Here is a 25,582-nt window from a genome sequence, read left to right as displayed (position 1 = left end):
AAAGCGCTAAGACATGACCGCCGTGAGCCCGCCGAGTCACCGCATCTCGGCTTTCTTCCACCGCAAACCCAAGCTGCGCCTCGGACTTCTCCTCACCGCGCCGATGCTCTGGCTCGGCCTGGCCTACCTCGGCGCGCTCGCCGCCCTCTTCATCACGGCCTTCTGGTCCACCGACGTCTTCACCGGCAAGGTGGTCACCGACTGGTCCTTCGACAACTTTGTCACTCTTTTCAGTGATTCCGTTTATCGCACGATCACGTTCCGCACCGTCGGCATCGCGCTGCTGGTGACCGTGATCGACGCGGTGATCGCGTTCCCGATGGCGTTCGCCATGGCCAAACTCGCCTCGCCGCGGGCGCAGCGGCTGCTGGTGATCATGGTGATGACGCCGCTGTGGGCGAGCTACCTGGTGAAGGCGTACGCGTGGCGGACCCTGTTGTCCGGCAACGGAGTCCTCAACTGGCTGCTGAACCCGCTCGGCATCTCCGGCCCGGGATACGGTGTCACCGCGACCGTGATCACGCTGTCCTACCTCTGGCTCCCGTACATGATCCTGCCGATCTACGCGGGCCTCGAAAAGCTTCCGACGTCCTTGGTGGACGCTTCCGGCGACCTCGGCGCGAAATCGTTCCGCACGTTCCGTTCGGTGATCCTGCCGCTGACGTTCCCGGCGATCGTCGCGGGTTCGATCTTCACCTTCTCGCTGTCGCTCGGCGACTACATCGCGGTGAAGATCGTCGGCGGTACTTCGCAGATGCTCGGCAACGTCGTGTACGACAACATCGGCGCGGCCAACAACCTGCCGTTCGCCGCGACCGTCGCGACGGTTCCGGTCGTGATCATGCTCGTCTACCTGGCCGCGGTGCGTCGCACCGGTGCGCTGGACAACCTCTAGGAGACCACCGTGCGGATGTCGAAACCCGCCCGGGTGCTGTTGTGGACCGCGCTCGGCATCGGATTCGCGGTGATCTATTTCCCGCTGCTGGTGGTCCTGCTGAACTCGGTCAACGCCGACACCACGTTCGGCTGGCCGCCCAAGAGCTTCACCCTGGAATGGTGGGGCCGGGCGATCACCAACGAGGGCGCCCTGCACGCCTTGTGGACCAGCGTCATCGCCGGGCTCTCGGCGACCGCGATCGCTTTGGTGCTCGGCACGATGGCCGCGTTCGCATTGCAGAAGTACCGGTTCTTCGGGCGCAACTCGTTGTCGCTGCTGGTGATCCTGCCGATCGCGCTTCCCGGCATCGTCACCGGCATCGCGCTGAACAACGCGTTCCGCACGATCTTCGGCCTCGATCTCGGCCTGATGACGGCGATCATCGCGCACGCCACGTTCTGCATCGTGGTGGTGTTCAACAACGTGGTCGCCCGGTTGCGCCGGATGGGCGGGAATCTCGAAGAAGCGTCCATGGACCTCGGCGCGGACGGCATGACGACGTTCCGCCTGGTGACGTTCCCGATGCTGCGATCCGCTTTGCTGGCAGGCGGTTTGCTGGCGTTCGCGTTGTCGTTCGACGAGATCATCGTGACGACCTTCACCCTTGGCACCGGCATGGAAACGCTGCCGATCTGGATCTACAACAACCTGTTCCGCCCGAACCAGGCCCCGGTGGTCAACGTGGTCGCGGCGGTGCTGATCATCGTCTCGACGGTGCCGGTTTACCTGGCACAGCGGCTTTCCGGCGGCGACAGCTCCAGCGGCGGCCGGATCTAGCTCCGAAGGTCCGTGAAGGGCTCCTTGAGGGAACCAGATTCCTTCAAGGAACTCTTCACGGCTTTCAGCGGAAGCCGTCCGTAGCCTCGCGGAGAGCGGCGAGAATGCCGGGATCAGTGACCGCGTGCCCCGCGGATTCGGTGAGTTTCAACGTCGAACCAGGCCAAGCGCGGTGCAACTGATATGCCGTAATCGGCGGGCACACCGCGTCGTAACGCCCCTGCACCAACACTCCGGGAATCCCGGCGAGCCGTCCGGCGTCCCGGATCAGCTGGCCTTCTTCCAGCCAAGCGCCTTGCTGGAAGTAGTGCACGGCAAGGCGAGCGAATGTCAGCGCGAACTGCGGATTCGCGTATTGGTTCACAAAGGACTGTTGCGGCAGCAAGGCCACCGTCGCGCCTTCCCAGACGCTCCAAGCGATCGCGGCCCGCTCGCGCACCGCACGGTCGGGGGAGTGCAGCAGTTCCGCGTACCCGGCGAGCGGATCTTCCTGCTGCCGCTCGTCCAGCGGCTCGAGGAAAGCGTCCCACTCCGCGGGGAAGAGATTCGCCGCCCCGCCACGATAGAGCCAGTCCAGTTCCCGTTGCCGCACGGTGAAGATCCCGCGCAGCACCATTTCGGACACCCGCGAAGGATGGGTTTCCGCATACGCCAGCGCAAGCGTCGAACCCCACGACCCGCCGAACAGCAGCCACCGCTCGATGTTCAGCCGTTCGCGCAGCAGCTCCATGTCGGATACCAAGTGCCACAACGTATTCGCCGACAAGCTTTCGCCCGCGTTGGGTGTGCTGCGACCGGCGCCGCGCTGGTCGAACAGGATGATCCGGTACGCCTCGGGGTCGAAATGCCGCCGGGTCATCGGGGCGGTGCCGCTTCCCGGCCCGCCGTGCAGCACCACCACCGGCTTCCCCCGCGGGTTGCCGGCTTCCTGGCAGTAGATCCGGTGCCCGTCGCCGACGTCCAGCATTCCGTCGGCGCGCACCGGGATCGGCGGGTAAAGCTCGTCCATACCGGACACTCTTCCCGAACCCCGGCAGCCGCACCACACCTGGGGTCGTGAGTGTTCCTGCCGGCGAGAACCGGCAGGAACACTCACGAGGAGGTGGGTGGGGGCCCGCCCCCGCCGCCGGGCTGAGCGGGCCCCCGTCTGTGATCGCGGTCAGCAGCCTGGTGTCGTGGCCACGTTCGCGAAGCCCTTCCCGGCGTTCGTCACCTTGTTGCTGGCGCAGACCTTGTTCCCGGTGGCCGCTTTGACCACGTAGAAACCGTAGGCCGAGGGCGCCTGCACGTCCGCGGTGTTGTCCGAGAAGGTGTTGTCCTTGCCCCAGCCGTCGAGCTGCACGTGGACCTCGAACGACCCGTAGGTGGCGTCGTGCACGAAGACCTTGCTGCCCTTGTTGCCGGTGACCAGGTACCCGTTGCCCTTCACGTCGACCCAGCTGTCGGCGTAGTTCTCGCCGCTCTGGCCGGTGCCGTCGAAGGTGTTGCCGCGCAGTTCGCCGCCGGTGGTGCCTTCCTTGACGTCGATCGACTCCGCGCGCACGTCAGGCCCGATCTTGTTGCCGATCGCCTTGTTGCGGTCGCTGTGATCGGGCTGTCCGTCCGGCCAGTTGCTCTTGGCCGAACCGAAGTAGATGCCCTCGCCGAAACCGCCGTTTTCCTTGCCGGTGTCGGAGATTTCGGAGTTCTGCACGACGTTGTCGCTGCTGCCGTGCTGGAAGTGGATGCCCTCGTTGCCGATGCCGGTCACCTTGAGCCCGTCGACCAGCGTGTGGTTGACGCCGAGCGCCATCACGCCTTTCTGGCCACCGGTGACGGTGAAGCCGGACAGCGTCCAGTAGCTGCCGGTCAGTTCGATGGTACGGCCGCCGGACGCCTGCACGACCGCGCTGCGCGGGCCGGTGAGCGTGATCCGCCCGTTCGCGGTGCCGCTGGCGGCGGCCTTGAAGTTGCCGGTGTAGGTGGTGTTCGCGGCCAGCTGGATCGTGGTGCCCGGCTTGGCCGAGGCCAGCGCCGTCTTCAGCTCGGCGGAATTCTTCACCGGGACGGTCCCGGCGGACGCCGCGGGTGTGGCGAGTGCGAGCAGTGCTGCGGCTCCGGCGGTTGCTGCCAGAACTCGATCGCGGACGCGCATTCCAACCCTCCTCGTCGAGGCTCGATGACTTCGGATGCGGCGTGCGCTCACGCTAAGACATCGAGAGAACACTGGTCAAGTACATGATTGATGTTCATGGATGTGAACAGAGTGAACAAAGCGTGGCCGGAAAGTGTCGCCTGCTTCTGTTCCCGCCCGGCTTGCTCGGAGTTAACCCGGTCCTCGGTAGCTTTTCCACGGAATGCCCGAACTGCGGCGAGAAAGGCTTCGTGAATGTCCGCGGTCAGCTACCTCGAGTCCATTGTCGTCGGCGCTTTGCAAGGCGTGTCGGAATTGTTTCCGGTGTCCAGTCTCGGGCACAGCGTCCTGTTGCCCGCGCTCGTCGGCGGAAGCTGGGGACGCGACCTGAGCATCGGGAAGGATTCGCCGTACCTCGCCGTGCTCGTGGCGATGCACGTCGCCACCGCGATCGCGCTGATCCTCTTCTTCCGGCGCGACTGGGTGCGCATCGTCACCGGCCTGTGGACGTCGATCCGCCGTCGTGAGGTCCGCACGGCCGACCAGCGGCTCGCGTGGCTGCTCATCCTCGCCACGATCCCGGTCGGGATCGCCGGGCTGCTGCTGGAAAGCCTGCTGCGCGACGTCCTCGGCAAACCGGTGCCGTCGGCGATCTTCCTCGCCCTCAACGGCGGTGTGCTCTACGCCGCGGAGAAGTTCTCCCGGAAGCCCAAGACGGCGGTCGCGCGCGAGGAGGAGACGATCGACTTCAGCGCCGAGGACACTATGGTGATGCGCGCGGTGACCGTCGACGAGGCCACCGACCTCCGGCTGTCGAAGCTGAGCGTGAAAGAGGCCGTGCTCATCGGTTCGGCGCAGATTTTGGCTCTGCTGCCCGGAATCAGCCGCTCCGGCATCACCATGGTGGCCGGTCTGCGGCGCGGGCTCGACCACGAGGACGCCGCCCGGTTCGCCTGGTTGCTGGCCACGCCGGTGATCCTCGCCGCGGGCGCGCTGAAGATGCCGACGCTCTTCACGCCGGAGAACAAGCCGTCGCTCGGTCCGGCACTGGTCGGCAGCGTGGTGGCGTTCATCGCGTCCTACATTTCTGTCCGTTTTCTGACGAAATACTTTGAAACGCGCACCTTGACCCCCTTCGCCATCTACTGCGCCGTCGCCGGAATCGGCAGCCTGATCTTCTTCGCGGTGTCAGGGGCGGCGTAAGGCGCAATTTCGCCGGGTGCACACTGAACGCATCGAAATCGTGCCTGACCTGCCGCCGCTGAGCGGATCGACGTTGTTCACGGCCTGGACCTTCGACGTCCCGGCCGTGGTCGTCGCGCTCGCGCTAGGCGTCGGGTACGTCGCCGCGGCCCGCCGTCAGGAGTGGTCAGCGGGGCGGACCACAGCGTTCCTCTCCGGGCTGGCCACGCTCGTCCTCGTCACGTGCTCGTTCCTCGGCGTGTACGACACGACGCTGTTCTGGGTCCGCGCCACGCAGAACACAGTCCTGCTAATGGTCACGCCGCTGCTTCTGGCGCTAGGCGCGCCCGTGACGCTGCTGATGCGCACCGCGCCGCCCAAACTCGCCACCTGGCTGCGTACGCACGGCCGTGGCCGCTTCGCGCAGTTCATCACGTTCCCGCTGTGCGTCACCGTGGTGCTGATCGCGCCGTTCCTGCTCATCTACCTGACACCGCTGTACGAGCTTTCGCTCGACTCGGCGGTCGTCGGCGGCCTCGTACGCGTAGCGCTCGTACTGGCCGGTTTCCTGTACTTCTACAGCCGCGTACAGCTCGACCCGACGCCGCGCAACGGCTCGCACCTGGTGTCAGTGTGGATCTCGTTCACCGAAGTGGTGTTCGACGGCGCGCTCGGCCTCGTGCTGTGGCTCGGCCCGCTGCTCGCGCCCGCGCACTACGACGCCGTGCACCGCGACTGGGGCCCGGACCGGCGCACGGACCAGATCATCGGCGCGGGCGTGCTGTGGATCGGCGGAGACGTCGCCGGGCTGCCGTTCGTCGGCGCGCTCTTCATCAGGTGGGCGCGCGACGACGAAAAACGGGCGAAACGGCTCGACCGGAAATTGGACGAGGAGGCAGCGGCAGGCGAGGCGCCGGCGAAGGGATTGTGGTGGGAGAACGATCCGGAACTCGCCGAACGGTTCCGCCGCTCGTGAGTGCCGGCTCGCACCGGCACTCACGAGGCAGCTCAGTGGAACGCGTGCTCAGGCGCCGGGAATTCGCCGCGCCGGACGTCCTCGGCGAACGCCGTCGCGGCACTCTGCAGCACCCCGGCGACGTCGGCGTACCGCTTCACGAACCGCGGCGCCTTGCCGCGGCGCAGCCCGGCCATGTCCTGCCAGACCAGCACCTGGGCGTCGCAGTCCGGACCGGCTCCGATGCCGACCGTCGGGATCTTCAGCTCGTGCGTGACACGCTTCGCCGCTTCGGCGGGGACCATCTCCATCACGACCGCGAACGCGCCGGCTTCCTGCAGCGCCAGCGCGTCGGCGAGCAGCTTCTCCGCCGCTTCGCCGCGCCCCTGCACCCGGTAGCCGCCGAGATTGTGCTCGCTCTGCGGGGTGAACCCGATGTGGCCCATGACCGGGATCCCGGCCGAGGTGAGCGCTTCGACGTGCGCCGCGAACCGGTGCCCGCCTTCGAGCTTGACCGCGTGCGCGCGGCCCTCCTTCATGAACCGGACGGACGTGGCCAGCGCCTGCTCCGGGGAAAGCTGGTAGGAGCCGAACGGCAGGTCGGCCACCACGAGCGCCCGTTTCGCCGCCCGGGTGACCGAGCGGACCAGCGGGAGCAGCTCGTCGACGGTGACCGGCAGCGACGTGTCGTAACCGAACACGTTGTTCGCCGCGGAGTCGCCGACCAGCAGCACGGGGATGCCTGCTTCGTCGAAAAGCTCGGCGGTATACATGTCGTAAGCGGTGAGCATCGGCCACGGTTCGCCGCGGTCCTTCAGCTCGCGCAGATGGTGAATCCGGACTTTTCGCGGCTTGGCCGGCCCGGCTCCCGTCGCGGGGCCGGTTCCGTAAGGGGCGGCCACCTCGCCGGCGGCGCCGTCGGGGTGGGCAGACTGGGCAGACATCGTCGTCGACCGTCCTTCCCTCGAGGCCTCGCTGAGGTCCCCGGGTCGTGGAGTCAGTACCGGACACAGCGTGACACGCGCGCCGGAGGGCCCCAAGGTCGTGCGACCAGCTTCACACGGCCGGGTAGCGACAACCGTTTTGCCTCCTGTGACGTCTTGATAGGCATCGGGCCGATATGCGCTCGGTGGTGAGAAGGTCCGGCGCGTCCCCTAACGGTCGCGCCGCAAGAAAGCCCGGCTGCCGCCCCACCGCCTCCCTCAACGGAGCGGCTGCGCCGCCCAGGAAGGATCCAATGGGAACCCCAGTGAGCTCCCGCCCGCGCAGCCTCGGCTGGAAGGCCCGCGCCGGCGGTCTCGTGGCCACTGTCGTGCAGCTCGCAGCGCTTTTCTCGGTCGTGCTGCTGCTGGCAGGCGGACGGCACGGGCACTTGCTGAACGGCATCGACATGGCATTCGGCGTGGTGAGCGTGCCGACCAGTTCGAGCCTGGTGATCGTGCTGCTGCTCGTCGTGCTCGGGGCGGCGCTGCGCAGGCGCAAGAAGGCCGCGCTGTACGTGCTCGTGCTGTTCCAGGTCGCCGGCCTGGTGACCACGCTGGTCCTTCAGGCGCTGCTGCTGTGGGCTCCCGACCTGCTGACCCTCACTGCCCGGCAGATGCGCCACATCCCGACCCAGGTCGGCGCGCTCGCCATCGCCGACGCGATCTCGATCCTGCTGATCGTCTTCCTGCTGTCGCTGCGGCCCGCGTTCCCCGCGCGGCTCGCCCCTGGCGCCTGGTGGAACGGGCTCACCGTGCTGTTCGTCGGGTTCCTCGGGGTGATCGTGCTCGGCTGGGCACTCACCGAGGTGTTCCCGGGCAGTCTTGGCGACGCGTGGGAGCGCTTCGCTTGGGTGGTCAACCACGCCACCGGCGAAAACCTGCAGTTGCGCCGGATCGGCGTCGGCGAGGGCCCGGCGTGGATCGACGTGGTTCTCGACCTTGGCGCGACCTTCGTGTCCACCGCTGCCCTGTACACGCTCTTTCGCGGCGTACGCAGCCGTCGCATTCGGACAGACGACGAAGAGCTGCAGTTGCGTCGTCTGCTGGGGGAGTTCGGCGAAGACGACTCTCTCGGCTACTTCGCTACGCGTCGCGACAAGAGCGTCATGTTCGCGCCCAACGGCCGCGCCGCGGTGACGTACCGTGTGCTCGCCGGGACCACCGTGGCGAGCGCGGACCCGATCGGCGATCCGGACGCATGGCCGGATGCAGTGCAGGCGTGGCTCCACGAAGCGCGTACGTACGGCTGGACGCCAGGTGTGCTCGGCGCGAGCGAGAAGGGCGCGAAGGTGTACGCCGCCGCGGGGCTGCGCGCGCTGCAGATCGGCGACGAAGCAGTCCTCGACGTCCGCGAGTTCTCGCTTACCGGCCCCGAGCGGAAGTCCGTGCGGCAGGCAGTGAAACGGATCCAGCGCGCCGGGTACACCGCGCAGGTCCGGCGGCACAGCGAAATCCCCGAAGACGAGATGGTGCAGTTGCTCGCCCGCGCGCAGCAATGGCGCGTCGACGAGACCGAACGAGGCTTTTCGATGGCGCTCGGTCGGCTCGGCGACCCGAGCGACGGCCGCAGCGTGATGGTCGAGGCGTACGACGCGCGCGGCGAACTGCGCGGCCTGCTGTCGTTCGTTCCGTGGGGCCGCCGAGGCCTTTCCCTCGACCTGATGCGCCGCGACCGGGACGCCGAAAACGGGCTCAACGAGTTCATGGTCGCCGAAGTCGTCTCGGCCGCCCAGCACATCGGCGCACAGCGGATCTCGCTGAACTTCGCGATGTTCCGCGCGGTGTTCTCCGAAGGCGAGCGGATCGGCGCTGGTCCGGTACTGCGCGCGTGGCGGGCGGTGCTCGGCGTCGCGTCGCGGTTCTTCCAACTGGAGTCGCTGTACCGGTCGAACGCCAAGTACGGCCCGGAGTGGGAACCGCGGTTCCTCTGCTACTCCTCGGCACGGCGGCTCCCGCGAGTCGGCATCGTCGCGGGCGCGCTGGAGGGCTTCGTGCCCACCGGACGCGCGCGGTCGCTGCGCCTGGAGAACGTGGGGGAGGACTTCGTCGCACAGGTCCGGCGGATCGACGAGGAAGCGGCACAGGTCGTGCCGCGCGCCAAGCGCCGTCCGGAACAGGTCCGCGTGCGAGTGGCCAAAGTGGACAAACTGCGGGAACTCGGGGTGGACCCGTACCCGGTCGGCTTCTCCCGCGAAGACCACCTCGGCGACATCGTGCACTCGTTTTCCGGACTGGAACCGGACTCTCACACCGGAAAACGCGTCCGGGTGGCCGGACGGGTGCTTGCCCTGCGCACCCTCGGCGGGCTGTGTTTCGCGCGGATCAAGGACTTCTCCGGCGAACTGCAGCTGATGCTCGACGCGAAGGTCCTCGACCTGACCGGCTGGCGCACCGGCGTCGACCTCGGCGACCACGTCGGCGTGAGCGGCGAGGTCATCACCTCCCGCCGCGGCGAGCTGTCGGTGCTCGTGGACGAATGGACAATCACCGCGAAGTGCCTGCACCCGTTGCCGGACAAGCGAAAGGGCCTCACCGACCCGGAGACGCGCGTCCGTCAGCGCTACCTGGACCTGGCGGTCAACCCCGACTCCGCGAATATGCTCCGCCTGCGCTCGACGGTCGTCCGCGCCGTCCGCGAACGCCTGCACCAGGGCGACTTCCTCGAAGTCGAAACCCCCATGCTGCAAACCATCCACGGTGGCGCCAACGCACGGCCGTTCGTCACGCACATCAACGCGTACGACATGCGGATGTACCTGCGGATCGCTCCGGAGCTGTACCTGAAGCGCCTGTGCGTGGCCGGCGTCGAGCGGGTTTTCGAGCTGAACCGGAACTTCCGCAACGAGGGCGTCGACGCGACCCACAACCCGGAATTCACGATGCTGGAGGCGTACCAGGCGTACGCGGACTACAACGCGATGCGCCACCTGATGCGCGACCTGATCCAGTACGCCGCCGAAGCCGCGTACGGCGCACAGATCGTGCGACGCCCAGACGCCGACGGCCGCATCGTCGAACATGACATCTCCGGCGACTGGCCCGTGATCCCGGTGCACAAAGCCGTCTCGGACGCCTTGGGCGAGGAAGTCGACTCACACACGCCCGTCGCGACCTTGCGAAAACTGTGCGCCGCCGCCGGGGTCCCGGTTCCGGAGGAAGCCAGCGCGGGCGACCTGGTCCTGAAGGCACACGAGCACCTGGTCGAAGGCTCGACGGTCCTGCCGACGTTTTACACGGACTACCCGACCGAGGTCTCCCCGCTGACTCGCCAGCACCGGATCGACCCGCTCCTGGCCGAACGCTGGGACCTCATCGCGTTCGGCTCGGAAGTCGGAACCGCGTACACGGAGCTGACCGACCCGCTGGAACAGCGCCGCCGGTTGGAGGCACAGTCGCTGCGCGCCGCGAGCGGTGACGTCGAGGCGATGGAGCTGGACGAGGACTTCCTGCTGGCGTTGGAACACGGCATGCCCCCGACCGGCGGACTGGGCCTCGGAGTGGACCGCCTGCTGATGATGCTGAGCGGAACGTCCATCCGGCAGACGGTGCTCTTTCCGTTCGTCCGCCCGCAGGGGTGAGGGCTGGTTCCGCGCTCCTTGACCGGGTCTTGCGGGGAGTCCTGAGGGAATCAGATTCCTTCAGGGTTCCCCTCGCAGACGACAATGCGGCTCTTGCCATCGGCTGGCCAGTGACGAGCCAGCCTGGGTTTGCCAGCCTTTCGGCCTGGGCAGACGGGCCTTGACCGCTTCCCGGCGTGGCGCCTTCAAGCCCTGGCATTGGGGCTGGGGGCGCTGATTTGCTCCCGGCGTCTGCGGCCGCATCGCCAGCTGCTCGCGAATCCTCGGCCGCCGGAATCCGTTCCTCCCGCCAGCCCGCGGATCCCGGCAATCGCGGGCAAGCAGCCGCAGCCGGTCGTCGGCTGCCCCGGCCGTCTCTTGTCCCGAGCGGATCCAGGCGTCTCCCGCGGCAGCCGCCCCGGCCGTTCCCGCGACCAGCCGTCGTCGGTGGCCAAGCCCGGCCGCCACTCCCCGCCCTCGCCAAGCTCGGCCGAACCTGATCCCCGGTGCCGAGGCGGGTATTGGCCGTCCGCCAACCACGATCCGGTAACCTCCACCAGGGATTCGGTGCGTGAGTTCGTGGTAGCGGATGGTGTCCGGAACCTCTGGGAAGTCACGGGTGTGACACCATCCGGCACTTCGTCGCAGAGATTCGCTTAGGGTGGGCAAGTGCGTGCTGCGCGGGTGGCTTTGATAGTCCTGCTCGGACTCGGTTTGGCGGGGTATTCCGCGTGGCTGCTGGAGTTCTTCATGCAGACCGGGGTCTCGCTGACCGAACAGCCGGTCTGGGATCTGTTCTACGCGCAACCGGTCTTCTCGGTCGCGACGGGAATCGGCGGTCTGGCCTTCTTCTTCACCGGACCCGCCCTCATGCGGCTCGCGCCAGCAACTTGGAGCGGGCGGCTGACCTCGGTTTCGGTGTCAGCGTTCGGGATCATGCTGATGGTGTACGCCGGGGTCCCGGAGACCGTGGTGACTCCCTATCTGCTGAGCGCGGCCGTCGCCGTCGGGGCGTTGAGCCTCGTCTTCTGGTGGCCGTCCGGCTGGCGCGCCTGCGCGGTGGCTTGCCTGGTGCTCGTGCTGGTCGCGTGGGCACTGGTGGTGGCGTCGACGCTGGCCGGGCACCTGGAAGGCGTCTTCACCCGGGTGCAGCTCCTGGTACACGCGGCGCAGGTCGTGATCGGCGGCGCGTACGTCGTGCAGACCCCGGTTCCGGTCCGCGGCCGAAAATTGTCGGTGGCGGGTGCGATGCTGCGGAGCAACAGACACCGGAAGTGAGGCCACCATGGCTGGCAAAGTCTCCCCGACCCCCGACGAACGCGGCGGTTTGCTCGGTTTCCTGGCACAACAGCGTCAGGCGATGAAGATCGCCACGTACGGCTTGACCGACGACCAGGCGCGCGCCGTGCCCAGCGCGAGCGCCCTGAGCGTCGGCGGCCTGCTGAAACACGTGTCGTCCACCGAAAGCGGCTGGATAGACCTGGTGCTGAAAATCGAGCCGAAGCCCTTCGCCGAAAGCGTGGCGACCTACCAGGAAAACTACCGCCTCGGCCCGGACGAGACGCTGGAATCGGCGATCGCCGCCTACGACCGGGTCGCCGTCCGCACCGAAGAGGTCATCGCCGGGATCGCGGACCTCAACCAGGAAGTCCCCATCCCGAAGGGCGTGCCTTGGTACCCGGACGACGCGTCCGCCTGGTCCGTGCGCTGGGTGCTGCTGCACCTGATCGAGGAAACCGCCCGACACGCCGGCCATGCCGACATCGTCCGCGAGTCCCTGGACGGAGCCACCGCCATGCCCCTGCAAGCGGCGGCAGAAGGCTGGCCGGAGACGGACTGGCTGAAGCCCTGGAAACCGGCCGAATGAGCTGAATAGCGCGGCGGGGTCAGTCGCTCGTTGGCACCGGAGTCATCCAGGCGGGGTTTCTCGGCTTTCGATTGCGGTTGGGCTGGTTTGGCTGCCTGGGCGGGTTACTGGGAACTGCTCGGGCGGGTGGGCGGACTGACCGCTCGGGCAACTGAGGCCCGAGCCGTCCGGGCCGGGTTTCTCGGACGGCTGTTGGCGGTCTGGCTGGCGAGCACGCTGGACCGGCGCCACTTCGTCGGTTGGCGAGGCGATCGCTCGAGCCATGCCGGAGTCGCCCGAGCCGGATTCCGGCGGGTCCGGCCTGGTTCGGGTCGGCTCGGTCGACGGGCTGGTCACGCGGGCAGCTGCGCCGGAGTCGTCCGGACCGGGTTTCTCGCACGGCTGTTGGGAGTCGAGGAATCGGGCGCGGCTGCCGAGCACGGCTCCGTCGGTCGGCGGTCTGCAGCGGCCACCCGGTTGATCCGGGAGTTGGCGTGGCCCTCGGCGGCGGTCTGGCGCGGCTGCCCTCGGGAGGCTGACGGTCGGAGCTGGGTGGCCTGGTCGTTCGGCTGCGCGAGATAGCCGGTTGGGGGTGGTGCGCTCGGTTGGCGTCCAGCGGCACTGGGGGTGCGGCTGGAATCCGGCCGAGTGCGCCCAAGCTCCAGGCAGGCCAAGGCATTCCGCCGGGGTTTCCGTAGCCGACGCGTCAGAACAACATCGGCTCCTCCGGAAACGCCCCTTCGATCACCAGCATCCGCCGTTTGGTCTCGACCCCGCCCGGTGCCGAAAAGCCGCCAGGATTCTTGCCCGCGCCCAAAACCCGGTGGCACGGCACGATGATCGGAAACGGATTGCTCCCCATCGCCTGCCCGACAGCCTGCGCGGAGCCCGGTGCACCCAGCTGATGCGCGATGTCCCCGTACGTCAGCACCTTCCCGGGCGGAATAGCACGCGCGACGTCGTACGCGCGCCGGTTGAAGTCCGGCACATCCCGGTAATCCAACGGAGCCGCGCGCAGATCGCGAGCCTCTCCCGACAGCAGCGCGACGACATCCTCCACCACCGCACGCAGTTCGTCCGGCACCGGTGATTCCACCGCGTCCGGGAAGCGCTTCGCGAGGTGTGTGCGCGTCCGCTCCGCCGTACTCCCCGGCAGCGCGGTTCCGATCACCGCACCGTCCCGCCAGGCGAGGCCGCACGCCCCGATCGGGGTGTCGAACACCGTGTACCCAACCGTCATCTGCCCAGCGTACGACCCGGCACCGACAGAAACTGGCGAGAAAACGACACGACCCTGGAGCCCCCGGCCGACCCGCGGCAGCTGATCATCTTCGCGGCCGAAGACGAAGACTTGCCCGCGGCACCAGAAAGCCAGCCCGCGGCACCGCCCCTGCATTCAGCAACGCGACCGATGGTGTCCGGCGGGAGCTGCCAGCGCCTGAGGTCTCAGCCAGCCGAGCTGAAACTGGTCGGCCGAGCCGGAAATCCCGATCAGCCTGGTTCGCCCAGCCAGCCGCGTCCGGCTCCCCGCCAACCCGGTCAGGCAGAGGCCGGAAACTCGGCAAAGCGTGCTCGAGACGCTGGTCGGCACCTGAGACCTCCGCCAGCGTGCCGAAATCCAGCCATCTACAGCCTGACAAGAGCCCGGCAAACCGCGCCGGAACTCAGCAGCCCAACCGTGGCAGGCAACCCCGCCAACCGCGGCCAAGCACAATCGAGCCGGAACCCCCGATCAGGACTTCCGTTCCCGCCAGCCATTGGTCATCGGAAGCCGCCGGTCCCGCCCGAACGCCTTGAAGGTGATCTTCGTGCCCGGCGGATACTGCCGCCGCTTGTACTCGGCCCGGTCGACCATCCGCACGACCCGGTCGATCGTCTCCGGATCGAACCCCGCCTCGATCAGATCCGCGTACCCGCGGTCGTTCTCGACGTAATCGTCCAGGACATCGTCCAGAAGTTCGTAATCCGGCAGCGAATCCGAGTCCTTCTGGTCCGGCCGCAGCTCAGCCGAAGGCGGCTTCGTGATCGAGTTTTCCGGGATCGGCGGCGTTTCCCCGCGCTTGGCCGCCTCCTCGTTCCGCCACCGCGCCAGCTGCCACACGTGCGTCTTGAACAGGTCCTTGATCGGCGCGAACGCTCCGACCGCGTCGCCGTAGATGGTCGAGTAGCCGACGGCCAGTTCGGTCTTGTTGCCGGTCGCCAGCACCAGGTGTCCGTCCAGATTGGACAGAGCCATCAGCAGCATCCCGCGCACCCGCGCCTGGATGTTCTCCTCCGCGAGCCCGGTCAGCTGCAGCTGGTTGACATAAACGTCGACCATCTCGCCGATCGGCTCGACCCGGTAGTGTGCGCCGATCCGTTCCGCCAGGTCCGAAGCGTCATCCCGCGAGTGCGAGGACGAGTACTTCGACGGCATCGAAACGCCGTACACGTTGTCGCCGCCGAGTGCGTCCGCCGCCAGCGCCGCGCAGACCGCGGAGTCGATTCCGCCGGAGAAGCCGAACGTGACCGTCGAGAAGCCGTTCTTGTGCACGTAGTCGCGCAAGCCGACGACCAGCGCCGACCAGACCTCGGCCTCGTCCGACAGCGGTTCGCTGATCGTCGGAGCGACCAGCGGCGAGTATTCGACCAGCGGCGAGTCGTTCAAAACCCGCCGGTGCACTTCCAGCCCGTCGAAGGAGCCCGTGGCGGCCGCGTTCGCAGCGGGCAGGTCCAAGTCCAGCACCAGCAGGTGCTCCACGAACTGCGGTGCCCGCGCGAGCAGCGTCCCGTCCGCGCCGACCACCAGCGAGTCGCCGTCGAAAACCAGGTCGTCCTGGCCGCCGACCTGGTTCGTGTACACCAGCGGCGCGCCCGCTTCAGCCGCGCGGCGGGCGATCAGCGGCAGCCGCTGTTCGTCCTTCGACCGTTCGTACGGCGACGCGTTCGGCGCGACCACCAGGTCGACCCCGGCCTTGCCCAGTGCGGAGATCGGACCGCCGTCCTGCCAGATGTCCTCGCAGATCACCATGCCGATGTCGACGCCGTGCAAGCGCAGCACTTCGAGTTCGGTGCCCGGTTTGAAATACCGGTGCTCGTCGAACACGCCGTAGTTCGGCAGGTGGTGCTTGAACTGCCGAGCCACGACCTCGCCGCGGTAGAGCGCCGCCGCGGCGTCGCGCGGGCCGATCTCGTCGTGGTCGAGGTAGCCCACGTACGCGAGCACTTCGCCGCAGCCCGCCTCGTCGAGCCGGCGTGCCAGTTCGGTCACCGAGCGCCGGGACGCGTCGGCGAACGTGCGCCGGAGGGTGAGGTCCTCGACCGGGTAACCGGTCTGGGACATCTCCGGGAACACGACGACGTGCGCGCCCGCCTCGGCGGCCTTGCGGGTCCACTCGACGGTGAGCGCGGTGTTCCCGTCGATGTCGCCGACGGTGGTGTTGACCTGGGCCAGTGCGATGCGCAGTTGCGGCATGCCGCCATTCTGTCCCACCGCGCCGACAGAAACTACGCAGAGGTGAGCCAGAGAACGGCGAAGGGCCCCTCACCCGCGGCGAGGGGCCCTCCGAAAGGGCGAGGGGCCCTCCGAAAGAAGGAATCAGGACTTCTTCATCCGCATCATGCTGCGCACCTTCTTGACCGTCTGCTCGAAGTCCGAGTCGAACGGGTTGTCGTGCACCAGGTACGTCCACGTCGTGTTCGCGCGCCGCACGCCGACCTCGGCGAGGTCGAGGCCGTTGTCGGTGATCTCGGCTTCCTCGAGCGTCTTCGCCGCGCGCGAGGCGGATTCGGCGATGATCTTGTGGAACTCCGGGATCGCCGCGCGGTGGAACTCGTCCAGCGGCGTCTCGCGGGCCAGCGCGCGCAGGTGGATGCTCTCGCGCACGTCGGTGAGGTACGCCAGGTGGTCCGACCACAGCTGGTCGAGGTGGAACAGCCGGACCTCGCGGCACACCTGCTCGAGCCGGTCGGAGTCGTCCAGCTTTTCCTTCAGCTCGGCGAACTTCTCCGGCTGCGCCTGCTCCAGTTCCTCCGCGGCGAGCCCGGTGTGCAGCACCTTGTCCCGGTGCTCCAGCAGTTCGGCGCGCTGCCGCTCGATCAGCCGGGTGTAGCGCCAGGTGTTGCGGTGGATTTCCAGGTCGACGCCCTCGGCGACGCGCTGGGCGTGGTTGAGCTGCCGGTGCGCGGCCGGGTCGGTGATCTCGCCGGTCTCGGTGTCCGCGTCGATGCCGTCCGGCAGGTCTGGCGCGTTCGACAGCACCAGGTCGTCGTTGAGGCTCGCGAAGAAGATCGCGCTGCCCGGGTCGCCCTGCCGTCCGGACCGGCCGCGCAGCTGCCCGTCGAGCCGGCTCGACGGATACCGCGCGGTGCCGATCACGTGCAGGCCGCCCAGTTCGGCGACCTCTTCGCGGGACGCGCCGTCGCTGCCGCCGAGCCGGATGTCGGTACCGCGGCCCGCCATCTGCGTGGACACGGTGACCGCGCCCTTCTTGCCCGCCTCGGCGATGATCGCGGCCTCTTCCGCGTCGTTGCGCGCGTTCAGCACGACGCACGGCAGGTCGACCTTCGCCAGCTTTTCCGCCAGCTCCTCGGACTCGGCGACGTCCTGGGTGCCGACGAGAATCGGCCGCCCGGTCTCGTGCACCGTCCGGATTTCCTCCTCGATCGCGCGCAGTTTCTGCGACGGCGAGGCGAAGACGCGGTCCGGCTGGTCCTCGCGGACGTTCGGGGTGTTCGGCGGGATGACCGCGACCTCGAGCTTGTAGAACTCGCGCAGCTGCTCGGCGACCGCCACCGCGGTACCGGTCATGCCCGCGACCTCCGGGTAGCGCGCGAGCAGCGCCTGCACGGTGATCGAGTCGAGGATTTCGCCCCGGTCGGTGGCGGTGACCTGCTCCTTCGCCTCGACCGCGGCCTGGAGGCCGTCCGGCCAGCGCTGCAGTTCAGCGACGCGGCCGCGGGCGGCGTTGATCAGCTGCACCTTGCCGTCGCGGACCAGGTAGTCGACGTCCCTGGTGAGCAGGGCGTGCGCGTGCAGAGCGACGTTCACCGCGGCGAGCCGGTCCGAACCGGACTCGTCGTACAGGTCGACGCCGCCGAGCGACTTCTCCACGACCGACGCGCCCGCGCTGGTCAGCCACGCGTTGCGGCCCTCGGAGTCGGTTTCGTAGTGCAGGCCGAGCCGCAGCCGCCGGACGATCTTGGCGACCTCCTCGTCGGCGTCGTTGTGGTCGATCGAACCGGCCATGACCAGCGGCACGCGCGCCTCGTCGACCAGCACCGAGTCGGCCTCGTCGACGATCGCCACCTCGGGGGCCTTCTGCACCAGGTCGTCGGGGTGGGTGACCAGGCGGTCGCGCAGCACGTCGAAGCCGATTTCGGCGACCGCGCCGTAGGTGACCTCCTTGCCGTAGGCCTCCTTGCGCTCCTCCTTCGAGTGCGCCGGTTCGACCCAGCCGACGGTGACGCCGAGCAGGTCGTACACCGGGCCCATCCACTCCGCGTCGCGGCGGGCGAGGTAGTCGTTGACCGTGACCACGTGCACGCGGCGGCCGCGCAGCGCGTACCCGGCGGCGGCCAGCGCACCGGCGAGCGTCTTGCCCTCACCGGTCTCCATCTGCACGACGTGGCCGGTGAGCAGGCCCATGGTGCCGAGCAACTGCATGTCGAAGGCCCGCTCGCCGAGTTCGCGCCGGGCGGCCTCGCGGCCGAGCGCGCAGATCTCGATCAGCTGGCTGTCGGTGAACGAGGCGGCCCCGCCGATGGCGTCCCGCAGCTTGCCCGCGCGCTCGGTGAGCTCGGCGTTCTCGAGTTTTTCCAGCTCCGGCTCGAGCTTCTCGACGGCGGGCAGCAGCGCTTCGTAGCGGGTCAGCTCGACGCTGCCCGGCCGCTGGATGATCCGGCGGAGCCGCTTGCCCACTCGGCTGATCAGTGCCACCCCTGGTCTCCTCGTGTCGATGTGTCTCCGGTCGCACCCGCACTGCCCAACGCACCGACGGTGCGTTCGAGTTCCGCGCCCGGATGGCACGATCAAACCGTGCCACGTCATCCCAGCGCCAGCCCGAAAGTCCATCCGTTCGTCGCGTTAGCGGCTGCCGGCCTGCTCGCGACCACGCTCGTGGCGTGCTCGTCGAAGCCCGGCCAATCCGCACTCGCGCCGACGGTCGAATCGCACGCGCCGGTGGGCCCGGTGCCCGCCGGACTGGAGCGGTTCTACGGGCAGAGCGTGTCCTGGTCCGCGTGTGCACCCTACGCGACCTCGGCCGACGCCCGGTCGGCGTTCAAGGCGCAGGGAATCGAGTGCGGCCGCCTCACCGTTCCGTTGAACTATGACAAACCAGACGGGCAGACGATCACCATCGGCGTGCTGCGGCACCGCGCGAGCGATCCCGGCCAGAAAATCGGTTCGCTCGTGGTGAACCCGGGCGGACCGGGCGCTTCGGGCATGGTCGCCGCGGCGGGCCTGATGGACCAGGTGTCGAAGTCCGATCTCGGCGACCGGTTCGATCTCGTCGGCTTCGACCCGCGAGGCATCGGTGCGAGCGAACCGCAGATCAAATGTCTGACCGGACCCGAGCGCGATGCCGACCGCGCCGACGACAGCGAGACCGACGGTTCTCCCGCGGGCGTCACGAAGCAGGAAGCGGAGCAGAAGGACTTCGCCGCGAAGTGCACACAGCGGACGAAGTACGGCGACGACATGCTCGCGCACGTCGGTACTCGCGACGTCGTCAAAGACATGGATGTGCTGCGAAGCGTCCTCGGCGACGAGAAGCTCACGTACCTCGGCTACTCGTACGGCACGCGCATCGGGTCCACGTACGCGGAGACCTTCCCGAAGAACGTGCGCGCGCTCGTCCTCGACGGCGCTGTCGACCCGACGCAGAGCCCGGAGGACTCGCTCGTCGCGCAGGGCCAGGGCTTCGGCGGTGCGTTCAACGAGTTCGCGAAGTGGTGTGCGGCGCGTCAGGACTGCGCGCTCGGCAACAACCCGGCTGACGCGACGAAGCAGTTTCAAGACCTCACGCGCCGGCTAATCGACTTCCCGGTTCCGGTCGGCGACGGTCGCAAGCTGTCGTACGACGACGCCACCACCGGTGCCATACAGGCCCTCTACCAGCAGAATCTCTGGGAGTACCTGAATACCGGGCTGAACGAGCTGAAGCTCCAGCGCGGCACCACGCTGGAGAAGCTGGCTGACATCTACAACGAGCGCAATCCGGACGGCAGCTACGGCACCACACAGGACGCCTTCATCGCGATCCGCTGTGTCGACGACCCGCGAGTCACTGACCCGAAGCAGATCCTCGAAGGCCAGGAGAAATACGTAAAGGCCGCGCCTTTCCTCGACGACGGCCGCCAGGCCAGCTCCGCCCGTGACGCGTGCGCGTTCTGGCCGGTGCCGAACACGTCGAAGCCGCACGAGCCGAACGTCGAAGGCCTGCCGAAGACGCTGACGATCTCGACGACGAACGACCCGGCGACGCCGTACCAGGCGGGCGTGAACCTCGCGAAGGCGCTGAAGGGGTCGCTGCTCACCTTCGAGGGGACGCAGCACACGGTGTTCCTGCAAGGCAACGCGTGCGTCGACAAGGCGGGCACCGCCTACCTGATCGACGGCACGACGCCGCCGGACGGGACTCGCTGCAAGGCCAGCTGAGGTTGGTGGCTCGCTTCGGCGGGCCACCAACCAGCTCGTCAAGGCTGCTGGTCGGTCAACAGCACCTCGTACATCACCGGACTGTCACGCTCCGTCGCCGGTGGCACCTGCAGCCACATCCGCGCGAAGCGGTGCGGTTCCGCGACCGTCACCCAGATCTTCACGTTCACGTCGGCGTGGATCTGCGGTACCAGCTTCGCCGCGACCGCCTGGGGCACGGTTCCGCCGACGCGATAGCCGTCGACGTGCTGGATCGTCTCGCGGATCTCGGTTTTCGGCTGCTGGAGCGAGTCGAGAAGACGGATCAGACCGCCGTGCGGGCCGAGGAACCGGTCGACGGTGAAGGGTGTGGGGCCGTCCGTTCCGCGACCCTTCGTGTCCTTCGTGGTCGCGGTGTGCCCGGCGACGGTGAACGAGAACGACCGATCGGTGAATTCCGCGCTGCCGCTCGCCTGCCCGCCGCGTTGGAGGGTCGCGTTGCCGACGAGCTTGGTCATCGGCAGACCGGGCAGCACTCCGTTGACGCCGACCGAGAAGTGCAGGCTGGCGACCTTGGCGAAGTTCGTCTTGGCGGCGGCGAGCAACCCGTCCGCCGCGGGCAAGGGGGGTGCCGCGGTGCAACCGCCGACCAGCCCGAGGAGCAACAGGGCCGGCAGGACACGTCGGCTGAGCATGGCCGAGAGCCTACTCGGCTGGCCCGATCCTTTCGGATAGTGTCCTTCCGGCCACTGTCGACGAGGCCTCCGGCGCACCAGACTCACTGCTCGTGACCGTTGAGACTCGTCCTGCCCGCCGCCTGCACCGCGCCTGGTTCGTCGCGGCGGCCGCGTTCGTCGCACTCCTCGCCGCCGCTGGCTTCCGCGCCGCGCCGGGCGTCCTGATCGATCCGTTGCACGAAGAGTTCGGCTGGTCCCGCGCCACGATCGGGTCCGCCGTCTCGGTCAACCTCGTCCTGTACGGCCTCTTCGCGCCCTTCGCCGCCGCGCTGATGGAGCGGTTCGGCATCCGCCGCGTCGCGGCCACCGCGCTGTGCGTCGTCGCTCTCGGCGCGGGCGGCACCGTCTTCATGAGCGCCAGCTGGCAGTTGATCCTCTGCTGGGGCGTGCTCGTCGGCCTCGGCACTGGCTCGATGGCGATGAGCTTCGCCGCGATGGTCGCGACGCGCTGGTTTATCCGCCACCGCGGCGTCGTGACCGGCGTGCTCACCGCCGCCGGGGCGACCGGACAGCTGATCTTCCTGCCCTTGATCGCGTCGCTCGCGGCGGACGACGGCTGGCGGACAGCGTCCATGGTCATCGCCATCGCGGCTCTCGCGGTGGTCCCGGTCGTGCTGCTGGCCGTACGCGACCACCCCGCCGACATCGGCACTGTCGCGTACGGAGCGCCTGAAGACGCCGAAGTGGCGCGTCCGGCGCCGAAGGTCGGCACGGTCCGCCGCGGGCTGTCCGTGCTGTTCCAGGCCGCGCGCACCCGGACGTTCTGGCTGCTCGCTGTCGGGTTCGCCATCTGCGGGGCGACCACGAACGGGTTGGTCAGCACGCACTTCGTCCCCGCCGCGCACGACCACGGGATGCCGCAGACGACCGCGGCGAGCCTGCTCGCGCTGGTCGGCGTCTTCGACGTGGTGGGAACGATCGCGTCGGGATGGCTCACCGACCGTGTCGACCCGCGAATCCTGCTCGGCGTCTACTACGCGTTGCGGGGAGTTTCGCTTGCCCTGTTGCCGCAGCTGTTCACGAATTCGGTCCAGCCGAGCATGTGGGCGTTCATCCTCTTCTACGGCCTCGACTGGGTCGCGACCGTCCCGCCGACGGTCGCGCTCTGCAGCCGCTCCTTCGGCGAGGCCGGTCCGATCGTGTTCGGCTGGGTCTTCGCCTGCCACCAGCTGGGCGCGGCGTTCGCCGCCTCCGCCGCCGGCGCGGTCCGCGACCAGTTCGGCGATTACGCGATCGCCTGGTACGTCGCCGCCGGGCTCGCGGTCATCGCCTCGGTCGCGTCGCTGTCGATCAGCCGATCAAGAAAATCTCAGAAAGCCCAGCTCGCGCAGGTGGCGTGAATCCGCCGCCGATGTGGGTGACCCGTGAAACATGGCGTTAACACGTGCTGGTTAGGGTTCGGCCATGGATCGCCAGCAGGAATTCGTGCTCCGCACTTTGGAAGAGCGCGACATCCGTTTCGTCCGCCTGTGGTTCACCGACGTGCTGGGATTCCTGAAGTCCGTCGCGGTCGCGCCCGCCGAACTGGAGGGCGCGTTCAGCGAGGGCATCGGGTTCGACGGCTCGGCCATCGAGGGCTTCGCGCGCGTCTACGAATCGGACATGGTCGCCAAGCCCGACCCGTCCACGTTCCAGGTGCTGCCGTGGGAGACCCCCGACGGCGGCCCGTACTCCGCGCGGATGTTCTGCGACATCGCGATGCCCGACGGCTCGCCGTCCTGGGCCGACCCGCGGCATGTGCTGCGCCGCCAGCTGTCGAAGGCCAGCGAAGCCGGGTTCACCTGCTACGTGCACCCGGAGATCGAGTTCTTCCTGCTCGCCAACCTGCCCGACGACGGCAGCGAGCCCGAGCCCGCCGACAACGGCGGCTACTTCGACCAGGCCAGCCACGCCACCGCGACGCACTTCCGCCGGCACGCGATCGAGACCCTCGAGGCGATGGGCATCTCGGTCGAGTTCAGCCATCACGAGGGCGCGCCGGGCCAGCAGGAAATTGACCTTCGCTACGCCGACGCCCTCACCATGGCCGACAACGTGATGACGTTCCGTTACGTCGTCAAGGAGGTCGCGCTGACCCAGGGCGTGCGCGCGACCTTCATGCCGAAGCCGTTCACCGACCAGCCCGGCTCCGGCATGCACACCCACGTCAGCCTGTTCGAAGGCGACCGCAACGCGTTCTACGACGCGGAGGACCCGCACGAGCTTTCCGAGACCGGCAAGGCGTTCGTCGCCGGTGTCCTGCACTACGCCAAAGAAATCTCCGCCGTCACCAATCAGTGGGTCAACTCCTACAAACGGCTGATCAGCGGCAGCGAGGCGCCCACGACGGTGTCGTGGGGGAGGGCGAACCGCTCGGCGCTCGTGCGCGTGCCGATGTACTCGCCGGGCAAGGCCTCGTCGCGGCGCGTCGAGATCCGGACGCTCGATTCGGCGTGCAACCCGTACCTGGCCTACTCGGTGATACTGGCGGCGGGGCTGAAGGGCATCGAAAAGGGCTACGAGCTGCCGCCGCCCGCCGAGGACAACATCTGGCAGCTGTCGGACTCCGAACGCCGCGCCGCCGGTTACTCGCAGTTGCCGCAGAACCTCGGCGAGGCGCTCGCCGAGATGGAGAAGTCCGAGCTGCTGCCGGAAGCCCTCGGCGAGCACGTTTATGACTTCTTCTTGCGCAACAAGCGGGTCGAGTGGGACAACTACCGGAGCGCGGTCACCCCGTACGAGCTCCGGACCCTGCTGCCGATGCTCTGAACCGGGCCCCGGGCCGTGCTCCGACGTTGGGGAGGCATCGGAACATGGGAAAAAGACTGCCCGCCGTACTCGCCGCACTGGTCGCGGCGGCGGGCTTGGCCACCGCGCCCCCGGCGGTCGCGATGCAGGGTGACCACTCGGACCCGGCTGAGCTGCATTTCGACCTCGACCGCGCCGACATCCCGTCGCTGCAGCACCGGATGGCGACCGGCCAGCTCACCGCGACCCGTCTGACCAGCGCTTACCTCGCCCGGATCCGGGTGCTGGACCCGAAGGTCAACGCCGTCCTCGCGCTCAACCCGGCCGCGCTCGCGCAAGCCGCGGCCAGCGACGTCCGGCACCGGACCGGCCGCACCCGCGGTCCGCTCGACGGGATCCCGGTGCTGGTCAAGGACAACGTCGACACCCACGACCAGCAGACCACCGCCGGTTCGCGCGCGCTGCGCAGCCGTCCGGCCAAGGACGCCACGCTGATCACCCGGCTGCGCGACGCGGGCGCGGTGATCCTCGGCAAGGCGAACCTGTCGGAATGGGCCAACTTCCGTGCCGCGAAGCCGACTTCCGGCTGGTCCGGCGTCGGCGGGCAGACCAACAACCCGTACGTCCTGGACCACAACCCGTGCGGGTCGTCCGCCGGATCCGCGGCAGGCGTTGCCGCGTCGCTCGCGCAGGTCGCGATCGGCAGCGAGACCGACGGGTCGATCGTGTGCCCGGCCGGGATGACCGCGACGGTCGGCCACAAACCGAGCCTCGGGCTCGTCAGCCGCACCGGCGTCGTTCCGATCTCCGCGGAACAGGACACGGCGGGACCCATCGCGCGCAACGTCGTCGACACCGCGTTGACGCTCTCGGTGCTGCAGGGCCGCGACCCGTCCGACCCGGCCACCCTGCGCTACCCCTCGACCCAGCCGACTGACTACGCGAAACTCCTCCGCCCCGGCGTCTTGCGCGGCGCCCGGATCGGACTGTGGCGGCTGCCGGTGCTCGGCCCGGACACGGATGCCGTGGTCAGCAAGACGAAGGCTTCGCTGGAACGCGCGGGCGCGAGGGTCGTCGAGGTCAACCTGCCGTACCAGGACCGGCTCTCCGAACTGGAGTTCCCGGCGCTGCTGACCGAGTTCCACCGCGACATCGACGCCTACCTCGCCACGCGGCCCACCGGCCCGCGGAACCTGGCGGACCTCATCGCGTACAACCGCGCTGACCCGCTGGAGCGCACCTGCTTCGCTGGGCAGGAGCTGTTCGAACAGGCGCTCGCCGCGCCCGGCCCGCAGGATCCGACCTACCTGAAGAACCGGGCGGAGCTGACCGACCTGTCGCGCCGGTCGCTGGACGAGACCCTCGCGAAGTACGACCTGGACGCCATCGCGTCGCCGACGAACCCGCCTGCTTGGAAGACGGACTGCAAGGTCGGCGACAACGACGTGATCCCGTCCTCGACGCCTGCCGCGGTAGCGGGCTATCCGGACGTCACCGTCCCGGCCGGTTCGGTCGGACCGCTTCCGGTGGGGATTTCGTTCATGGGCGGACAGTGGACGGACGGCAAGATGCTGGCGCTGGCCGCGGACTACATGCGGGTCGCGCCGGTCCGGGTTCCGCCCCGGTATCTGCCCAAGCTGCCTGGGTAAACCGTCCGGGGTTGCCCGGAGCGGGTGAAGGTTTGTGGCGGCCGCCGGTCAGTGCCTCGCACTGGCCGGCGGCTTGCGTTCGGGCGAGCTGGCTTGCGCCTGGATGACTGGACAGTGCGCTGACCTGCCGAATTGGGTTGGCGGCCTGGGCCTTCGGCAGCGAGCGGCTTGGCTGAGGGGGAGACCTGGGTCACTCGGAGCCTTTCCAGAGCCCCTCCGAGCGCTGTCCGCGGCCCTCGAACCGGTCGGATCAGCCCGCCGACGACGCTCTGACCAGGGGCGATGTCGTTAAGTGACCCCCCTGTTTTCGGGTGGTTGGAAGGCATGTAATCTTCTCTTCGTCGCCAGGAACACCGGGCCGGCGGGGCCGAAAGCCTCACCGACCAGGAGCCAGGGCCGAGCGGGTTGACACCGCGAAACGGACCAGGTAATGTTCAGCGTCGGCCCACGAGCGGCCGCCGACTCCCTACGACTAGCCTTGTAGGTACCGGCATGCTCGAC

At 68.4% G+C, this 25,582-nt stretch carries 18 protein-coding genes; 11 read left to right on the top strand and 7 right to left on the bottom strand.

Translation table 11 applies throughout. From position 1 onward, the window contains the following. Positions 1-13 precede the first annotated feature (13 nt). Positions 14-895: an ABC transporter permease gene (locus H4281_RS41410; protein WP_182896318.1), complete on the top strand. Its 882-nt coding sequence runs from the start codon at positions 14-16 to the stop codon at positions 893-895. Positions 896-910: 15 nt separating this feature from the next. Next, complete coding sequence (locus H4281_RS41405; RefSeq protein WP_220508625.1) at positions 911-1,714, top strand: ABC transporter permease; 804 nt, start codon at positions 911-913, stop codon at positions 1,712-1,714. A gap of 64 nt (positions 1,715-1,778) precedes the next feature. Here the strand turns inward: H4281_RS41405 and pip are convergent, their stop codons facing one another. Both pip and H4281_RS41395 read right to left on the bottom strand, forming a co-directional pair. After that, positions 1,779-2,723 (bottom strand): prolyl aminopeptidase, encoded by a 945-nt coding sequence (pip, locus tag H4281_RS41400; RefSeq protein ID WP_182896316.1) that lies wholly within the window; start codon positions 2,721-2,723, stop codon positions 1,779-1,781. Between the two features lie 150 nt (positions 2,724-2,873). After that, the gene (locus H4281_RS41395) at positions 2,874-3,848 is read right to left on the bottom strand and encodes a right-handed parallel beta-helix repeat-containing protein (RefSeq protein WP_182896315.1); all 975 of its coding nucleotides are present in this window, start codon (positions 3,846-3,848) and stop codon (positions 2,874-2,876) included. A gap of 234 nt (positions 3,849-4,082) precedes the next feature. Between H4281_RS41395 and H4281_RS41390 the strand changes: the two genes are divergently transcribed. Together H4281_RS41390 and H4281_RS41385 are read left to right on the top strand one after the other, a co-directional pair. After that, complete coding sequence (locus H4281_RS41390) at positions 4,083-5,030, top strand: undecaprenyl-diphosphate phosphatase (RefSeq protein ID WP_182896314.1); 948 nt, start codon at positions 4,083-4,085, stop codon at positions 5,028-5,030. A 16-nt stretch (positions 5,031-5,046) separates the two neighbouring features. After that, on the top strand, positions 5,047-5,985 hold the full coding sequence (locus tag H4281_RS41385) for a cytochrome c oxidase assembly protein (protein ID WP_182896313.1): 939 nt from the start codon (positions 5,047-5,049) through the stop codon (positions 5,983-5,985). 32 nt (positions 5,986-6,017) lie between these two features. On the opposite strand, the gene panB is transcribed toward H4281_RS41385, so the two are convergent. Beyond that, the gene (panB, locus tag H4281_RS41380; RefSeq protein WP_182896312.1) at positions 6,018-6,908 is read right to left on the bottom strand and encodes a 3-methyl-2-oxobutanoate hydroxymethyltransferase; all 891 of its coding nucleotides are present in this window, start codon (positions 6,906-6,908) and stop codon (positions 6,018-6,020) included. A gap of 293 nt (positions 6,909-7,201) precedes the next feature. On the opposite strand from panB, the gene lysX reads away from it, so the two are divergent. From lysX to H4281_RS41365, 3 genes are all read left to right on the top strand, one after another. Next, on the top strand, positions 7,202-10,525 hold the full coding sequence (gene lysX, locus H4281_RS41375) for a bifunctional lysylphosphatidylglycerol synthetase/lysine--tRNA ligase LysX (RefSeq protein ID WP_182896311.1): 3,324 nt from the start codon (positions 7,202-7,204) through the stop codon (positions 10,523-10,525). 648 nt (positions 10,526-11,173) lie between these two features. Beyond that, positions 11,174-11,782 carry a hypothetical protein gene (locus H4281_RS41370; RefSeq protein WP_182896310.1) on the top strand — a complete coding sequence of 203 codons (609 nt, stop codon included), beginning with the start codon at positions 11,174-11,176 and terminating at the stop codon, positions 11,780-11,782. A 7-nt stretch (positions 11,783-11,789) separates the two neighbouring features. Beyond that, positions 11,790-12,371: a DinB family protein gene (locus H4281_RS41365; protein WP_182896309.1), complete on the top strand. Its 582-nt coding sequence runs from the start codon at positions 11,790-11,792 to the stop codon at positions 12,369-12,371. A gap of 685 nt (positions 12,372-13,056) precedes the next feature. On the opposite strand, the gene H4281_RS41360 is transcribed toward H4281_RS41365, so the two are convergent. The 3 genes from H4281_RS41360 to secA2 form a co-directional block, all read right to left on the bottom strand. After that, entirely contained in the window at positions 13,057-13,590 is a 534-nt protein-coding gene (locus tag H4281_RS41360) for a methylated-DNA--[protein]-cysteine S-methyltransferase (RefSeq protein ID WP_182896308.1), read from the bottom strand. Between the two features lie 492 nt (positions 13,591-14,082). After that, complete coding sequence (locus tag H4281_RS41355) at positions 14,083-15,804, bottom strand: NAD+ synthase (RefSeq protein ID WP_182896307.1); 1,722 nt, start codon at positions 15,802-15,804, stop codon at positions 14,083-14,085. A gap of 123 nt (positions 15,805-15,927) precedes the next feature. Continuing rightward, positions 15,928-18,267, bottom strand: coding sequence for an accessory Sec system translocase SecA2 (secA2, locus tag H4281_RS41350; protein WP_182896306.1), 2,340 nt, complete (start codon positions 18,265-18,267; stop codon positions 15,928-15,930). Between the two features lie 99 nt (positions 18,268-18,366). On the opposite strand from secA2, the gene H4281_RS41345 reads away from it, so the two are divergent. After that, a complete protein-coding gene (locus H4281_RS41345) occupies positions 18,367-19,989 on the top strand; it encodes an alpha/beta hydrolase (protein ID WP_182896305.1) in 1,623 nt (540 codons plus the stop codon). A gap of 38 nt (positions 19,990-20,027) precedes the next feature. Here H4281_RS41345 and H4281_RS41340 read toward each other — a convergent pair whose 3' ends face one another. Further along, a complete protein-coding gene (locus H4281_RS41340) occupies positions 20,028-20,663 on the bottom strand; it encodes an LppX_LprAFG lipoprotein (protein ID WP_182896304.1) in 636 nt (211 codons plus the stop codon). Between the two features lie 92 nt (positions 20,664-20,755). Here H4281_RS41340 and H4281_RS41335 point away from each other — a divergent pair, with 92 nt between their 5' ends. The 3 genes from H4281_RS41335 (at position 20,756) to H4281_RS41325 (ending at position 25,081) form a co-directional block, all read left to right on the top strand. Further along, a complete protein-coding gene (locus H4281_RS41335) occupies positions 20,756-22,045 on the top strand; it encodes an MFS transporter (RefSeq protein ID WP_182896303.1) in 1,290 nt (429 codons plus the stop codon). A gap of 64 nt (positions 22,046-22,109) precedes the next feature. Then, complete coding sequence (gene glnA, locus H4281_RS41330; RefSeq protein WP_037368721.1) at positions 22,110-23,453, top strand: type I glutamate--ammonia ligase; 1,344 nt, start codon at positions 22,110-22,112, stop codon at positions 23,451-23,453. A gap of 44 nt (positions 23,454-23,497) precedes the next feature. Next, positions 23,498-25,081, top strand: coding sequence for an amidase (locus H4281_RS41325; RefSeq protein WP_182896302.1), 1,584 nt, complete (start codon positions 23,498-23,500; stop codon positions 25,079-25,081). The last annotated feature ends 501 nt before the right edge of the window (positions 25,082-25,582 follow it).

It is taken from the genome of Amycolatopsis dendrobii (assembly GCF_014145675.1).
GTDB classification, from domain to species: Bacteria; Actinomycetota; Actinomycetes; order Mycobacteriales; family Pseudonocardiaceae; genus Amycolatopsis; species Amycolatopsis dendrobii.
This window is presented reverse-complemented; position numbering and strand designations above follow the sequence as displayed.